General features: G+C 60.5%; 11 protein-coding genes and 1 pseudogene. 7 read left to right on the top strand and 5 right to left on the bottom strand.

Annotated features, from left to right (window positions below):
• Nucleotides 1–34: 34 nt before the first annotated feature.
• The 5 genes from AACY02_RS10295 to cobG form a co-directional block, all read right to left on the bottom strand.
• On the bottom strand, nt 35–7,105 hold the full coding sequence (locus AACY02_RS10295; RefSeq protein ID WP_339431837.1) for a TcdA/TcdB pore-forming domain-containing protein: 7,071 nt from the start codon (nt 7,103–7,105) through the stop codon (nt 35–37).
• Nucleotides 7,106–7,412: 307 nt separating this feature from the next.
• On the bottom strand, nt 7,413–9,101 hold the full coding sequence (gene cobJ / locus AACY02_RS10290) for a precorrin-3B C(17)-methyltransferase (protein ID WP_339431836.1): 1,689 nt from the start codon (nt 9,099–9,101) through the stop codon (nt 7,413–7,415).
• A complete protein-coding gene (locus AACY02_RS10285) occupies nt 9,101–9,835 on the bottom strand; it encodes a precorrin-2 C(20)-methyltransferase (protein WP_401159178.1) in 735 nt (244 codons plus the stop codon). The genes cobJ and AACY02_RS10285 overlap by 1 nt, the downstream gene beginning before the upstream one ends.
• The gene (locus AACY02_RS10280) at nt 9,832–10,458 is read right to left on the bottom strand and encodes a precorrin-8X methylmutase (protein ID WP_339431835.1); all 627 of its coding nucleotides are present in this window, start codon (nt 10,456–10,458) and stop codon (nt 9,832–9,834) included. Before AACY02_RS10280 ends, AACY02_RS10285 begins: the two co-directional genes overlap by 4 nt.
• On the bottom strand, nt 10,451–11,749 hold the full coding sequence (cobG, locus tag AACY02_RS10275; protein ID WP_339431834.1) for a precorrin-3B synthase: 1,299 nt from the start codon (nt 11,747–11,749) through the stop codon (nt 10,451–10,453). The genes AACY02_RS10280 and cobG overlap by 8 nt, the downstream gene beginning before the upstream one ends.
• Nucleotides 11,750–11,881: 132 nt before the next feature.
• On the opposite strand from cobG, the gene cbiE reads away from it, so the two are divergent.
• From cbiE to AACY02_RS10240, 7 genes and pseudogenes are all read left to right on the top strand, one after another.
• Nucleotides 11,882–13,093, top strand: a complete 1,212-nt coding sequence (gene cbiE, locus AACY02_RS10270; protein WP_339431833.1) for a precorrin-6y C5,15-methyltransferase (decarboxylating) subunit CbiE — start codon at nt 11,882–11,884, stop codon at nt 13,091–13,093.
• Nucleotides 13,086–14,183, top strand: a complete 1,098-nt coding sequence (locus AACY02_RS10265) for a cobalt-precorrin-5B (C(1))-methyltransferase (RefSeq protein WP_339431832.1) — start codon at nt 13,086–13,088, stop codon at nt 14,181–14,183. The genes cbiE and AACY02_RS10265 overlap by 8 nt, the downstream gene beginning before the upstream one ends.
• On the top strand, nt 14,180–14,905 hold the full coding sequence (locus tag AACY02_RS10260; protein ID WP_339431831.1) for a cobalt-precorrin-6A reductase: 726 nt from the start codon (nt 14,180–14,182) through the stop codon (nt 14,903–14,905). The genes AACY02_RS10265 and AACY02_RS10260 overlap by 4 nt, the downstream gene beginning before the upstream one ends.
• A gap of 56 nt (nt 14,906–14,961) precedes the next feature.
• Nucleotides 14,962–15,284, top strand: a pseudogene (locus AACY02_RS10255) (type II toxin-antitoxin system RelE/ParE family toxin); the annotation flags it as partial.
• A gap of 15 nt (nt 15,285–15,299) precedes the next feature.
• Complete coding sequence (locus AACY02_RS10250) at nt 15,300–15,623, top strand: helix-turn-helix domain-containing transcriptional regulator (protein ID WP_339431905.1); 324 nt, start codon at nt 15,300–15,302, stop codon at nt 15,621–15,623.
• Between the two features lie 112 nt (nt 15,624–15,735).
• The gene (locus tag AACY02_RS10245; protein WP_339431830.1) at nt 15,736–16,134 is read left to right on the top strand and encodes a DUF2946 domain-containing protein; all 399 of its coding nucleotides are present in this window, start codon (nt 15,736–15,738) and stop codon (nt 16,132–16,134) included.
• A gap of 48 nt (nt 16,135–16,182) precedes the next feature.
• Nucleotides 16,183–16,662 carry a copper chaperone PCu(A)C gene (locus tag AACY02_RS10240; RefSeq protein ID WP_339431829.1) on the top strand — a complete coding sequence of 160 codons (480 nt, stop codon included), beginning with the start codon at nt 16,183–16,185 and terminating at the stop codon, nt 16,660–16,662.
• The last annotated feature ends 12 nt before the right edge of the window (nt 16,663–16,674 follow it).

Raw genomic sequence — 16,674 nt, 5'->3', positions numbered from 1 at the left:
TCACGACCTTTTATTTTTAGTCTGGCTCGATGTTTCAGACGATCTTTTGAATGACCTTTTCAAGGGTCGCAACCCCTTGATCGACTCTGGCTTGCGACAAGGCTTTCAGCCAATGTTCGACCCCATGCATGTGGTGCTGACCATCGATCCGGACACTTATCTGCACTGGCACACCCGGCTCACCCTCATCGGATTTCACGTCTCGCACAATCAGGCTGTGAGCATTGTCCGGATCGGTGAACACCAGTTGCCCATCGACCAGCGACATCATCAGCCGCTCGCTGGCGGCCATGTCCAGAACCAGTGTGCAAGCGCTTGGCATTTGATCTCCTGAAGAACGCCGACTATCGACCACGATGCAGCTCAACCGCTGCCACGCCTGTTCCGACACCCGATAGCTCGACACCTGCGAACCGAAAGCCAGAATCAACGTGTCGACGCCGTCGGGTAACAGCTCCATAACCTGCGCGATCTCACCGCTCAACTCGAGCGACAGGACGTCCTCCTCACGATGCGCATAGTTACCGGGCCCCCACGAACGATCGGCAGCGTCAGGGCTGAAGATCAGGCCGTCAATCGGGTCAAACAGCATCGGTATCGACGCCTGGCGAGTACCGAGAAACACCGCCCACTGCCCGTCGGCCCGTCCTGTAACAGCGAACAGGCGATCCAGTTCCGGCACGTAATACTGATAGCGATCCGCAGACTGCTCGACTTGCAGTACCGAGGCGTGGGATTGCCCATCCAGCAGCGCCTTCAAACGCGCCTGCAACTGTGCAGGCGTCTGCCCCTGAACCTGCGACCACTGATTCTCGACACTGACGATGCGAGCAGGCTGCTGGTCGAGCAGTTCCAGATTGATACCTTCGCGGGTGCGCCCCAACAGACCCTGCCCATGTTTGAGCACCTGGACGAACGCCCATTGCGGCCAGACTTTTTGTACCAACGGCAGTTGCTCGGCAGACACCAGCCGCGTGCCATCGGCAAAAGCCTGGCGCAACGTCTCGAACGTGACCAACGCCTGCCGGTAAAGCTGCCCCACAGAAACATCCAGCAGCCAGACGGCCTGTTTGTCAGGCGTCAGCCCCAGCAGTTCCAGCTCCTTGCCATCGGCGTTGTCGACCAGCACTCCCTGCCCGTCAATGCACCACACAGCCACGAAGCCACTGCCGGACACGTTGCTTAACCCGATGATCGGGAAAGGTGCGCCTTTGTACGATTCGGCCAGCGCAGGTAGCGCGGTCAGCCAGTCCGGGTGCCTTTTCAGCCATTGCTGGCCGAGGCCGACAAACTCAAGAGCACCGTGTTTATCGATCTCCAATAGCCGGCCATCGGCCTTGGTGGCGATGTAGCGTTTACCAGCCTGCGTGACCGCGATGACGTCACGCTCAAGCACTTCGTTTCGATAAAAACCACCCGCCACTCCAGGCGCCACGCCTCGGCTGATCAGCCGGCTTTGCTTGCTGTAAAAGAGCATCGCGAAGTCATCAGGCTCATGCGGCATCAGCATTACCATGTCCCGGTCACTGCCCAGTTCGGCGCGAAAGTACTTGCCGGTGCCACCCTCGCCAAGCCAGGCCTGATCGTGCAGACCTTCAAGAATGTAGGCCCGGGCGTGAACGAACAAGGCGGATTGCCAGGTGCTTGTCCCGGCCATCATGCCCGGTGTTTCATCCCTGAAAGGACGTGGCGTCGCGAAGTGATTGATAAGGGAAGCCCAGTACACGGCGCCTGGCTTGTTGACATAGTCGCGCGCAAGAGACGAAGTCTTGATCCCCGTCAGCACCACGTTCCAATCCGCGATCCGGTAATGCAACGTGACCTCGACCTCCGTCTGCTCAAGCATGCGTTGCGATACCCGCAGCGTACCGTCGTCATCCTGTAGGCAGCCGATGATCTTCGAGCCACTCGCCGGGTTCATCAAACGAAAACGGTGAACGACTGTGCCGGTGACCGCATCGACACACCACACCGTCGCGTGATCAGGGTGGTAGAACCAGGCATGGTCGACGCTGGCACCACCGAGCACGATCCCCTCCCTGACAACAACCGGCAGATTGCGGGCATACAACATTCGATCCCGCAGCACATCATAGAAAGCGGTGGTGAACACCGATCGCTCACCCGGAGTGAAAGGCACCTTGAACGCGTAAAGAGGCACATACCCGGTCACCCATCGCTGCTCGTTTACCCGTTTACGCAGATGTGCCAGAACCTGCGCCATGCTGCGGCTGGCATCAAGCGTGATCGAGACCAGATGCAATCTGAGGTCATTCCAGTCGATCCGGAATAACTCGCCCCCGGCCAGCTCAATAAACCCGTCGAAGGCATTGAGCACAATGCCGTCGACCTTCAGTTGGGGATCGTCGAAGGTCACGCGTTCGAGGCTGGCCCAAGGCGCGCGAACCACCCATTGAGCGCGCCCTTGCGGGAGCGTCACGGCGACAATCCCTGGTGTGAGCCAGAAATGGTAGAGCCCGGTTTGAGCGGTGATTTCATAGGAAACCAGATTTTTCCACTCCGCCGGCAGCTCCGGCACCACCAACTGACGCACATGCTCGTCCAGTTGCACCTCGATCGTCGTCGGCTTATAGACCGGGTGCAGTTTGTAGAGAATGTGCGGAAACGGTGTGTTGACCGTGAAATAGAAACGCTGATGACCATGCTCGTCGTACTCCAGCTTTTCTACTGCGCTGTTACGCAAATCCGGGTACCAGGTTTCAATGCTACCGCTGGCGTAATCCAGCAATGCCAGGCCAGGCACAACGTACGAGGCGAAGGATGTCGGGACCTCGCTGCTGGCCCGTGGTTCGTGCCATTCTCCGGGCATTGGCGTGTAGGCAAAACCCGGCGTTCCGAGTTGGTATTCGTAACCGTAATAACAGGTCGGCGTACACGGCAGCACGACCGTCTGGATATCGTCGGGCACGACCCTGACCAGATCGATTCGCCCGGGCAGTCCCAGCGACTGACGGATATCGATGGCTTGATGAATTCGCTTCGGATCATCGTTGTACTGCGGTAACTCCAACCCTGCGCGATCCATGGGGTAGAACTTCTGGCTGTCAAAATAAACCTGGCTATTTTGCAGATCCAAGCGCGTGACGACCGCCTCCGGTTCGAAGCGCAGCACACGGCCCTTGCGCGTGTAACCGGCCGTTCCGTAAGCATTCTGAATCTTGCGCAAATGGGCACCCACGGCCCGGGCCTTGTCGCTGATCTGCCCCAGGTTACTGGCGATGGCCGATACACCGATGCCAACACCGAGCAACGGCACTGACACAATAGCGGCGGCAGCGCCGACGGTTCCACCCGCGGCCAGTGCGACGATATCCAGCCCCAGGGCTGACGCATCGAACACCAGTTGCGTGGCCAGCCGCGAGCGCTGCTCCTGGTGGGTGGCAACCGCCAGGCCGTAAATGTCGAAGCCGATATTGGCCACGGAAAAAACAGTCCCGACGCCTGTGGCTGCACGCCCCAGAAGCCGTCCGGACAATGACGATTGGCGTAGCGCCAGACTCTGCTCACTGGCCGCCACCTGACGCACCAGGCGGATTGTCTGTAGCGAATCGCTCAACACGCCATACCCCAACTGGGCGTAACTGACATACACCTGCACCTGCAGGGCTATCGACAATGCCGGGACCTGACCGTGGTCGGCCTGATAGTCGCGATGACGCATTTCGGTGATCAGCGTCTGGATCGCAAAGGCAAAACTCAAACGACTGCCGCCATCGGCTTCACCCGATGCGCGGTCAGCGCCTGCCAGGCTTTTCACCAGACGCTGCACATGTTTTTTGACGTTGCTTAGCCGCGAATCGAGGGTGGTGATATTCAAGGTCTTTTGCGGGTTGCGCGCATCCACCAGCGTCACGCTGTAACGGCTATCGGAATCTTCCCGAACCGTTTCCAGCAGGGGTAAATACTCGCGCCCCACTTTGTGTTCAGTGCGCAAGGCATGAGTGGCCTGTTCAAGCTCACCTGCCCAGTACCGAGCATCGAGTTGCGCCAGACTGGCCCCCATCCGGCTGTTGTCGTTTAACGAGCGTGTACGCGCGATGGCTTGTTTGTCCCACACCGTGGCGGTTTGCGTGTCAACAACGGCGGAGTTTTGCACAAAGCCGTCCAGCAGCAGATTCACCGACGCAACCTTTTGCGCAATCGCCGCGGTATTCAACTCGATGACGTTGAATTGCGGATGAACGCCGTCACCCAGACCGTACAACCTGGCCAAGGCGCCGTTCTCGGCACTCAGGTAATGCGCCACGCCGTGCTTCAGTTCCTGTACACCTGCAAACCCATAGATCGCAAAGTTCGGCTCATAAAAACGATAGACGCTCTGATCACCCACTCTGGTTTTCGCCACCAGCAGGGCGTGATTACCGGTATCGAGCAGCATGACGACGGGCGCCGTTTTCGCCTCAAGCGCCTGTGCGATGTGTTCCAGGCTTTGGCTGCCCAACGGTTTGCCGACATCACTCAGAGGCAAGTCATGCAATTCATCCAGCGCCTGCTGCAAGGTCCGGGCGTCTGCGTCTTCAGGGGTCTGGCTGGCATTGGCCACCCTGCCGATCAACGCCCGCTCCGCTGACTCGCCACGAGGCAGTGCCGCCGCCATCAACAGTGCCAGCGGATAACACCTGCGGCCGGGGTCACCGGTTGTCTGCATCAGCAGGTCTTGCGGCACCTGCCGGGAAGAAACGGCGCCTGCCTTGACAAATGCCTCACGAACCTGGGCACCGCGATTGAGGATGCGCAGGTGATAGTGACGTTGCGCGGTGTTGTTGATTTGCCCGAGGCGCTCGCCCCATTGACTCAGAGTCAGCGGTTCGTTGAGCGCGAGCACTTTGAGTTCGCGCGCCGTGTGTTTGCCGGATACGCCACCGCGCGCAAGGCCTGCCTGAAATGCCGGTGACGGACGCTGGCGCAAGGCTTTTTCAATGGCATTGAAACGGGCAAACACTCCCCCTTCAGAGGTTTCGCGAGCGATAGTCAGCACCTCTTGCCATGCGCCGGCAAACCCGTTGGCATCCAGGTGCATGGCACCGAAAATACCGCCCAGCATGACCCGCTGCAGCGGGCTCAACTGCTCAAGCGTCAGTGAACCGTGAGCAACATGGGAGAACAGCTCGTTCAAGTTTGTGGTGGACTGCGCCCCATGAGAAACGGGTAAGTCACTGTTAGGCTGCGCGAGGATTTCCTGGCGTGCGTCGAATCCGATGGAAACGTTTTTGTTGAAGGTGATGTCACCACTCAACTTGTCCTTCATTGCACGATTGAACGGTTCGCCCAACTCATCCATCAGTTGTTGCAATACCGAGGTCAACAGCACCGGCTTGCCTTCAATCACCGGCCAGCCTTGTTTGAACGTCAGGGTCTGCTGATTCAGCAACTCTGCCAGATTGCCGGCATAACGTGATTTGAGTTTGCCGGTTTGCCATTTTTCCTGCTCTTTCGCCAACCACTCTTCAGGCTGGGCATTGACGGTCCAGCCGGAGATCGTTTCCTCTTCGGTATTGAAGTTATAGCCTTCACTCAGCGCCAGTCTGTTCATGATGCCGACGTAGTCGGTTTGAAGATGAGTTTCGATATATCCCCGCAAACCTATGTTGGCGGCACCGGGGCCCGTCAGGTTTATTGTGCCGCGAGCGTCGATGCGAATACCGTCCTGGTAGTAACTTAAAATGGACTGAGCCAAATGACTCAGAAAATCTTCGACTGATGGCGTGAGCTTTCCTTCTGCTCTTTTTTCGTTCATGACGTTTTCAATCAGACCCGACAACTTGTCGATTTCCGACCAGTTGATACCCGCCTCGGCAGCCCTGCGTTCAACGGTTTGCAAAGCGTCATAATTGAAGCGAATCAACTGCATGATCGACAGGGTCATACCACTACGAGGATGTGCCAGGAAGTGCGCATTCATTTGTCGGTCGAATTGAATGCCCATGCGAAATCCATTCTCGGGCACTCGCGCATCGGCAGATGGAACAAATATGTCACGGGCATCCGGCTTGCCGCGCGCGAAAGCGAGCAGCGACGCCTTGTGACTGGCAGGAATTTTGTCGGTTTTATCCGCATAACGTGCGCGATCCCGTCCCGGCATCAGTGCCTCGTTGTGATTGAGTAACAACTGCAAGACACCCAACCGCTGTACATCATCGAAACCACTGATATCCACCCCACCCAACTTATCGGCCAGCGGTGGCAAGTAATCCATATCGCTGTAACGACCACCCTCCAAATACTCGGCCTGCAACCGCACAACATCACTGGCCGCGGCAAAATTGCCACGCAGGGCGACTTCTCGCTGGTAGACATCCTGTAAAAAGTGGTCGGCGAACTCATGCCTGACGTCACGCAACTGCAGATCCTGGCCGGCCATTGCCAGATGCGTCTCAAGGCAGCGCTGGCGAAAGGCGTCGAGGGTTGCACGGTCCTTGCCGTAAGCGCGGACCATCAGGTCAATGCGTGCCGCGTCCGCTTGACCGCGCCATTGCGGTTGTTCGAGATACTCGAACATCTGGTGTTTCAACACCCGTGCGCGATCCTCGATCATCCGTGCCAGGTAGTTGGGGTGGGTGACCTTGTCGCCTCCCGCCTCCATGGCATGCGCTCTTGCACTGTCGAGAATCACCCGGTTCATCTCAAACGCCAACAATGCATCACTGTCGAACCAGAGATTGAACCGATACCCCTCAGGCTCCAGTACTGCGCGCCAGATGTTCATGTAATCACGCTGGATGTCACCGACTTCACTGCCACCAACCCAGACGAAGTGCATGATCTTCGGCACTGGCCGGGCGACGCCATGAAGCATGTCCACCGTCGCCGACAGCCTCGCCTCCGACTGACTCAGCCAGTTTTTAATCCGATTGATCTCCACAGGCACGGGTGTCTTCTTGCGGTCCAGCAATGTTGTCAGCGACTCTTGGAAAAGTTTCAGCGACAGCCATTGTTCGGCTTCATTGTGCGTTTGATTGAACAATTGATAGTACGTGGCCAGTGCCGTGTATTCGGCGGAACCGGCAAACTCGCTCAATGCCATTTGAAGTGCTGAATAATCTTCAGCCGATATGAACCTGTAGTCATCCGTATTCTTTTTCATCGCTCTCATCCTTGAATCAACTATTCAAAAGTCGGACAAAACTAAGGCGTAAACACGGAGCACTCAAAAGTGAAGAAACGCAAGTAATGTCAAACGAAACATTGAACAACATTCAGCGTCGACAACGGCATAATTCGGCAACAACTGCGCCGGGGCATTTCAAACCAATAAACGCACAAGGCCGCGAACCCGGAAGGTTCGCGGCCTTGTTTATACGCACTGACTTTAAACGCGAAAAGTATTAACCCGATGTCACGTCGACTTGAAGTTGCTTACAACATTCTCGACGCTGCAACGATGGTTTTTTTCAAGAAACCGGTTTTTCCCCATACCAGCGTGGCGTATAGACCCAATCTCCACCGCCGGCACGGGCAAAAGTGCAAGTGGTGGAAGAACCAATCAACACCATGGTGCGCATGTCCACCTGATCGGGGGTCAAGGCGCCGAGGGTCGTCGTACGCAAGGTCTGCCCCGGACGCCCGATGTCTCGCCCCAGTACCACGGGCGTTTCGGCGCTGCGATGTTGCGCCACGATTTCCAGCGCGCGGCCCAATTGCCATGGGCGCGCACGGGAGATCGGGTTGTAGAAGGCCAGTGCCAGGTCCGCTTCGCCGGCCAGATCCAGACGTTTTTCGATAATCGACCAGGGTTTGAGGTTGTCCGACAGCGACATCACACAGAAATCATGCCCCAGCGGCGCGCCGGCCTGAGCGGCGGTGGCAAGTGAAGCAGAGACGCCCGGAAGAATGTCCAGATCAACGTTGTGCCAGGCCGGGTCATCGGACTCGTGCAGCGCTTCGAGCACTGCCGCAGCCATGGCGAACACCCCCGGATCACCGGATGACACCACAATCACCGAACGCCCGGCAGCCGCCAGCCTGAAGGCGTGGCGGGCACGTTGCATCTCTTCACGGTTGTCGGTGCAATGCTGCACCTGATCGTCACGGAACGGGCCGGCCATACGCACATAGGTTTCGTAGCCGAGCACGTCGGTGGCGCGGGCCAGTTCGGCTTTCACCGCTGGCACCATCAGTTCGGCAGCGCCGGGGCCGAGGCCGATGACGGCGAGACGACCGCGCGCACGCCCAACTTGCGCGATGTCCAACGGTTGCTCAGCGAGAGCCAAAGTGATGCCGTGTACAGATTCAATCATCGACACGCCCGGCAATGCCGGGAGTTCGTCCGTTGCGCCAATAAACCGCAGCGGCACGCCCAGTTCCAACGCCGCTTCACGCAGATTCGCCGAAGCCATCTGCGTGTCGATCGCCACCAGACACGCCAACGATTGCACCGCCACTTTCGCGTCGTGCAACGCTGTACGCAGGGTGTTTGGCAGATCGGCGACGTCGGCGCTGACCAGCGCCGCCACACTGCGCGGATAGATCAGCAGCTCATTGGCGCTGGCTTCGCGCTCGGCACTGCTCACATGAATTGAACGCTGCGCCTGCGGATCTTCCGGCAACTGTGCCTGCGCCAGCCACGGCGCGGCGCCTTCGATGCGCACGCTGTGCCCGGCCAGCAGATCGGAGACAAAACGCTTGCCCAGCTCCAGATCCGCCAGTGCGTAGCCGCTCGGGGGATTGAGCAGGCAGGTGCCAAAACGCAGCTCGCCGCTGGTCGTAATGGCCGGGGCGACTTGCAGCCCGGCGGCGATTTCCCGCGCCATGACGTTCACGCCGCCGAGGCCACCAAGCAGCGGCACCACGGCGCTGCCGTCTTCGGCGACGGCGAGAACCGCAGGCTCGGCGCCCTTCTCCAGCAACAGCGGCGCCAGCGTGCGAATGACAATCCCGGCCGCACACAGGGCAATGATCGGCGTGTCCTGCTGATACAAGTCACGCAGCGTGGCGCCGAACTCCGGATAGGTGCAGTCAGCGCCTTCGACCCGACCGGCCAGGCCATGGATCTGCGCAGTGGGGTATACCTGCTGAATACGGCGGGCGGTGGCCAGGCTGCCCTGACCGAGAATGACGATGGCGGGTGTGGAGTGAGTCATCAGCCTTGCCACCGCTCGCCAGGCACGATGATCAGCGAGAAGTACGGCGAGGACATCGGCTCGACCTGATCCATCGGCACGATTTTCTGATTGGCCATGGTCGCGCGCTCGACATACAGCGCGCGCTCAGCCAGACCGAGCTCTTCGAGCACCTGACGCACTTTGGGGAAATTGCGCCCCAGCTTCATGATCACCGCCGCATCGGCATCGGCCAGGCGTCGTTTCAACTCTTCATGGGGCAAGACCCCGGACAGCACCGACAGGCTCTGATTGCGATACACCAACGGCGCGCCGAGTACCGAAGCGCCGCCGAGCATCGAGCACACGCCCGGCACCACTTGCGCCTCGTAACGGCTGGCGAGGCGATCGTGCAAATACATGTAGGAGCCGTAGAAGAACGGATCCCCTTCACAGATCACCGCGACGTCGCGACCGGCATCCAGATGCGCGGCCACCGTTTGGGCCGCTTCATCGTAGAAATCACTGATGACCTGTTCATAGGAAAGCGGTGCCGGCAGCGCTTCGGTGGTCACCGGGTAAACCAATGGCAGCAGGTTCTGTGCTGCTTGCAGGTGCGCTTCGATGATGCCGAATGCGTTGCCCTTTTTGCCCTTGGCCACGAAGTACGCCACCACGGGCGACTCGCGCAGCAGGCGCAGCGCCTTGACGGTAATCAGTTCCGGGTCACCGGGGCCGACGCCCAGGCCAATCAAACGACCTTTTGCCTGCATCATTCGATCTCCGTGGCGAGGGCGTTGACGGCGGCGGCGGCCATCGCGCTGCCACCGAGCCGGCCTTGCATGATCACGAACGGCACGCCTCGGCTGTCGGCCGCCAGCGCGGCTTTCGATTCAGCGGCGCCGACGAAGCCCACCGGGAAGCCGAGGATCAGCGCCGGTTTCGGCGCCCCGGCGTCGAGCATTTCCAGCAGATAGAACAGCGCGGTCGGCGCGTTGCCGATTACCACCACACTGCCTTCCAGATGCGGCCGCCACAGTTCCAGCGCGGCGGCAGAACGGGTGTTGCCCAACTCACGCGCCAGCACCGGCACGCTCTCATCGCGCAGGGTGCAGATCACTTCATTGTTGGCCGGCAGACGCGCGCGGGTCACGCCTTCGCAGACCATGCGTGCATCACAGAGGATCGGCGCACCGGCAGCGAGCGCATCGCGCCCGGCCTTGCCGGCCCCTGCCGAGAATTGCAGACCGTCGACAGCCTCGACCATGCCGCAGGCGTGGATCACCCGCACCGCGAGTTTTTCCAGGTCGGCCGGGATGCGCGCCAGATTGGCCTCGCGGCGAATGATCGCGAAGGAGTTGCGATAGATCTCCTGACCGTCGCGGATGTAATCAAGCATCAAGGGAGCTCCGAGAGCGGGCGTCGAGCAGGGTCGCGGCCGCTTCAATAGTAAGGTTGCTTGCGCGCAACGCGCCGAATCCCGGCAGCAAAGCATCGCGAAAATAGAGGTCGTAATGACCGGGACTGACGGCCAGCAAGGTCACCGGGGCACAGTGGGCGGCGGCGCACGAACGCGGGCAGCCGCACAGGTGCGCACTCACACCCGGGGGCAGCAGTGGCGCCAGCAGGCGGGCATCCTGTTTGGTGTCGGCCAGACCTTTGCCACAGCCGTCAGAACCGGTACAGGCGATCAGTCGCGCCAACGGTTCGAGGGGCTGCGTCAACAGGTTCAGGTGTTGCAGGCTGCGCAGCACCTGCGCCGCGTCACACGGTTTCACGTTGGGCAGCAACAGACTTTGCCAGGGTGTGAAACGCAGGCTGCCATCACCGAACTGACGCGCCAGTTGTGCCGCGCCACGCAGCATGACCGGGTCGAGACGCCCCAGTGGCGGCACGGCACCGACATAGACCCGGTTATCGGTGTGCTGCGGATGAACGCCGATGTGCAAATCATCCGCCGCTGATGCGCGCTGCCAGCCCATGACCGATTTAACCGGCACACGCTCTCGCAACCGCTCAAGAAAGGCCCGCATGGGCAACTCTTCGAGCAAATGACGCATGCGCGTCTGCTCTGGTCGGGCCAGGTCAAGGAACAACGTCAGCACCGCCACGACCAGCGCATGGCCGTTTTCCAGCGACACGGCGCCGACTGCCCGGTCCGTCGGGCATCCGGCAAACCCGAACGCCAACAGCACTTCGCCGTCGTGTTCGAACGCCGACAGCCACAGATCATGCGGATGTTCGAGCATTGCCAGCGCTTCCCCGCCGTCCAGTTGCACGGCGAACTTGGCGCTCAGCTCAGAGAAGCGTGGGTGGCTTTGCAAGGTGTCGAGAATCTGCGCGGCGAGTGCGCGGGTATCGACACGCATCTGCCGGTCGATACCGGCGGCAGGGCTGAGCATGAGGTTGCGTACATCGTCGCCGGCAGCACTTCGCGGCCCTAGACCGGCGGCCAGCAGACTGTCGATCAGGGCGGCGCTGTGCGAGCCGATCCCGCGAATTTGCAGGTTGGCGCGGTTGGTCGCCTCGATCACGCCGCCAGCAAACCGCTGGGCAGCCTGCGCCACGGCATCGGCCTGATCCGCGGTGATCGAGCCGCCATTGAGCTTGATCCGGCAGATGCCACCGTCCAATGCCTGGACGATACGCAGCAACCCCGGGCAGGCCGAGGGGCGTATGGCGGTGGACATCGGGCGTTCGTTCAAGGGGCTGACCGGCTGCGTGGGAAAGGCGCTTCGTGGACGAAGGCGCGGTATTATGCCTGCTTTGTCCGGTGGCATGAAAAGTCTGCCCGTCGGATCGACATGTTTAGAGGAATATAGATGTCACCCTGGCTGACGGTTGTGGGAATCGGTGAAGACGGCTTCAAGGGCTTGGGCAAAAACGCCCGGCGAGCCCTGATGGGCGCCTCGCGGATCGTCGGTGGCCAGCGGCAACTGGATTTACTGCCAGTGTGCATTCGCGGCGAGCGGGCGTTGTGGCCGAGCCCGTTTTCCCTCGCGCCGGTGCTGGAACAACGCGGCGCGGCCGTCTGCGTGCTGGCCAGCGGTGACCCGATGTTCTACGGCGTTGGCGCCAGCCTCGCGCGTCAGGTGCCGAGCAACGAGATGCTGATTCTGCCCGCGCCGTCCTCCTGTTCGCTGGCCGCTGCCCGCCTCGGCTGGCCATTGCAGGACGTGGTGACACTGTCACTGGTCGCCCGGCCGCTGGCGGCGCTCAATGCCCAATTGTTCAGCGGCGTGCGCCTGTTGCTGTTGAGCAACGACGGGCAGAGCCCGGCGGCTGTGGCGGCGCTGTTGCGTGATCGTGGTTTTGGCGCGAGCCGGATGAGCGTTCTGGAGCATCTGGGCGGTGCGGCCGAGCGGCGGCTCGACAGCAGCGCCAATGACTGGAACAACGCGCCGACGGCCGATCTCAATGTGATTGCCATCGAATGCCTGGCCGACAGCCACACTCCGCGTCTGTCGCGCCTCGCCGGCCTGCCCGACTCGGCCTTCCGGCATGACGGTCAACTGACCAAGCGCGACGTGCGCGCCATCACCCTCGCCCGCCTCGCCCCGACGCCGGGCGAATTGCTCTGGGATGTCGGCGCCGGCAGCGGCTCGATCGGCATCGAATGGATGCGCACCCACCCGGGCTGCCGGGCGCTGGCCATCGAAGCCGATGAGGGCCGTCAGCAATTGATCGAACACAACCGCGAGGCGCTGGGTGTGCCGGGACTGCAACTGATCCGTGGTCGTGCGCCGCAGGCTCTCGCCGGTCTGGAGCGCCCGGACGCGATTTTCATCGGTGGCGGCGTAACCCGCGAAGGTGTCTTCGAGGCGTGCTGGGAGCAGCTCAAACCCGGTGGCCGTCTGGTCGCCAACGCGGTGACCCTGCAAAGCGAAATCACCTTGATGAACTGGCGCGAACGTTACGGCGGCGAGCTGACGCGCATCCACGTCGCCCAGGCGCAACCCCTGGGCGAGTTCGACACCTGGCGTCAGGCGCTGCCGATCACCTTGCTCGATCTGGTCAAACCTCTCGATGCGTGACGAAACCGCCGAACAACCCGCACCACTGCGCAGCGGCCTGACCACCGGCAGTTGCGCCACGGCCACCAGCCTCGCCGCCGCACGCCTGTTGCTCGGCGGCACTGCAGCCGACGCCGTGCAAATCGTGCTGCCCAAAGGTAAACAGGTGCAGATGCGTCTGGAGTTCTGTCGACTGACCGACAACGGCGCGGAAGCCGGGACGATCAAGGACGCCGGCGACGATCCGGACGTGACCCACGGCGCGCTGCTCTACTCGCAGGTGCAACTGATGACCGAGCCAGGCGTTCGTTTCATGGCCGGCAAGGGCGTTGGCACCGTGACACGCCCGGGCCTGGTGCTGGCCGTGGGGGAACCGGCGATCAACCCGGTGCCACGCAAGATGATCAGCGACCACCTGAGCCTGCTCGCCGCCGAGACCGGATACGCTGGCGGCTTCGAGGTCACGGTGAATGTCGAGGGCGGTGAAGCGCTGGCGCTGAAAACCATGAACCCGCGCCTGGGCATTCTCGGCGGGCTGTCGATCCTCGGCACCAGCGGCATCGTCCGGCCGTTTTCCTGCGCGGCGTACATTGCATCGATCCATCAAGGCATCGACGTCGCCAAGACCAACGGTTTTCTGCACATCGCGGCCTGCACTGGCAACGCCAGCGAAGACACCATGCGCCGGGTCTACGACCTGCCGGAAATCGCCCTGATCGAAATGGGCGACTTCGCAGGTGCCGTGCTCAAGCATCTGCGCAAGGTGCCTGTGGATAAACTCAGCCTGTGCGGTGGCTTCGGCAAGATCAGTAAATTGGCGGCCGGGCATATGGATCTGCACTCGCGACATTCCAGCATCGACTTGCCGCAACTGGCCGAATGGGCCGCCGCCATCGGTGCCGATGAAGGTTTGCAGCGCGACATTCGTGCAGCGAACACCAGCCAGCAGGCATTGGCCATGGCCAGTGCGGTGGGGATCGCGCTGGGCGATGAGGTGTGTCGTCATGCGCTGAATTTCGCCCGCAGCGTGGTGCCGGCGCAGGTACAGGTCGAAGTGTTTGCGATTGACCGTCAGGGCGGCATCGTCGGTCACGCAGGAGGGTCTGCATGAAGCGCATTTTGCTACTGGGCGGCGTGACCGAAGCACTGGCCATCGCCCGGACTTTAGGGCCTTCGCACATTTACAGCCTGGCCGGGGTGGGCCGTGTGCCCACCGACCTGACCTGCCAGGTGCGCATCGGCGGCTACGGTGGCGCCCAAGGGCTGGCGCAATTCATCCGTGACGAAGGCATTGATCTGCTGTTCGACGCCACCCACCCCTATGCCGCGCAAATCAGCCAGAACGCCGCCACCGCCGCGCAACTGACCGGCATCCCCTGCTGGGCCCTGCGCCGCCCCGCATGGCAGCCGCAACCGGGTGACGATTGGCGCGAAGTCGGCGACTGGACCAAATTGATCAGCGCTCTGGCGCCGTTTCGCCGCCCACTGTTCACCCTCGGTCGCGAACCGTTGCAGCATCTGGACGAAATCCCGGCGGATCAATTCTGGACCCTGCGCGCCCTCGATGTTTATCCCGGCAACGAACGCTGCGAAGTCATCGGCGCGCGCGGGCCGTTTCTGCTGGAGGATGAACGGACGTTGTTCGAGCGACGGCAAATCGATGTGCTGATCAGCAAGAACAGTGGCAGCACCGCGACCGAGCCGAAGCTTGCAGTGGCGCGCGAGCGTGGGGTGCCGGTTCTGGTGTTGAAGCGGCCGGGGTTGCCGGGGGCTGATCGGGAGTTTCTGTCGCTTCAAGAAACACTGGCTGCGTTGGAGGCAATCGACCTGTAGGGCAAGATCCATAGCTTGCGTGATAAGTAACCTATTCGTTACCTTCTGAGCCAGCCGTGATCACACTCGAAGAATATCTGCAGGAAGATGAATCAAGCCCGTTTGGCCGGTGGATTTCCACGCTGAACGTACAGGCGCCAATCAAGGTTTCTAATGCAATGATTCGATTGGAAATGGGCAACACTTCCAACATCAAATGGTTCGACGGTCTAGGCGAATACTGAATCAATTGGGGACCAGGGTACAGAATCTATCTCGTACAAGAAGGAAAACGGCTGATCATTTTGTTCGGAGGAGGAGACAAATCCACACAAAAAAAGACATCAAACAGGCGAAAGCGTTGATAGCCGAATTTCGAACTCGAAAAAAGCTGAACAGGACCGGAGGTAATTTGATGGTTCTCACTCGAAGCTACAAACATTCAATTGCAGAACGTGCCCAACGAGACCCGGAGTTTGCTCAAGCATTGCTGGATGAGGCCGCTACGCTGTTCCTGAATGGCGAACCAGAAATGGCGAGGATCATTTTGCGCGATCTTGTTAACGCGACGGTCGGCTTCGAAGAGCTTGCAAGGGAGACCCAAAAACCCAGTAAAAGCCTGCATCGAATGCTGTCAGCCAACGGTAATCCGAGCATGGACAACCTGGCCAGAATATTTTCGGTAATCCGCGCTACGCTTGGTGTCGATATGCAGGTTCATGCCGTACCAGTGAACTGAGCAAGTAATTGAAGAGAGCGCTGCGACACCAAACCGCACGACGCTTTTTTACTTATCGGCCCCGATCAGGCTAAATAGCCGCGCCTGATCGCCCACCCAACGGATCTGTCCCATGAACCGACAACGGCTAGCCATTGCCTGGATCGCCTGCTTTGCAGTGCTGTTCAACATGCTCGCCATGCCGATGACGGGGGCGATGGCGCAAGCGGCCAATTCACCGGCCGAACAACTGCTGTGGAGCAGTTTCTGCACCGGCAGCGGGACGAAAATGGTGGCGATCGACATCGGCGCCACGGATCAGCAAGCCCCGCCCAGCGACAGCCATTCCAACATGCAGCATTGCTGGTGTTGCTCCGGGTCGGCGCCTTTGGTGGCGCTGCCGGGGCATGCGCCGCAGCTGTATTTCGCCCGTTACGAAAGCCATCGCAGCGTCGCGCCGGTTTCACTGCAAACACCCACACCGCGCCAGCAATGGCCGAGCCTCAATCCCCGCGCTTCCCCTCTGGTTTGATTTGTTCGCGCAATTGACCTGCGTTTCAAATCGTTCTGGAGAACTGCCATGTTGAAAAAAATCATCGTCCTCGCTGCGTTGCTGTTGCCTGCGTGTTTTGCCCATGCCCATGAATACAAGGCCGGGGAACTGGAAATCGCCCACCCGTGGTCGCAGGAACTGCCGCCCAACGCACCCACCGTCGCGGCGTATTTCGTGATTCATAACGCCGGCAAAACGGCCGATCGACTCCTCAGTGTCGACTCGCCTATCGCCCCCGAAGCGCAATTGCACGAGCATGTGATGCAGGGCGATCTGATGAAGATGCAGCAAGTGCCGAGCGTAGACATTCCGGCCGGCGGCAAGGTGACGTTCGCGCCGATGGCCTATCACGTCATGCTGCTCAACCCGACCGATCGCAGCCTGCTCAGCGACGGCCAACGTTTCCCGCTGACGATGCATTTCGAGAAGGCCGGGGACGTCACCGTCGAAGTCGCCGTGCAGAAGAAACCGCCGCACGACATGCCGGAACACGCGCACGCCCAATAACCGATACGGTTA

The organism is Pseudomonas sp. EA_65y_Pfl2_P78 (assembly GCF_963970495.1).
Taxonomy (GTDB): domain Bacteria; phylum Pseudomonadota; class Gammaproteobacteria; order Pseudomonadales; family Pseudomonadaceae; genus Aquipseudomonas; species Aquipseudomonas baetica_A.
The sequence above is the reverse complement of the archived record's forward strand: the minus strand, read 5'-3'. Positions and strand labels throughout refer to the sequence as shown.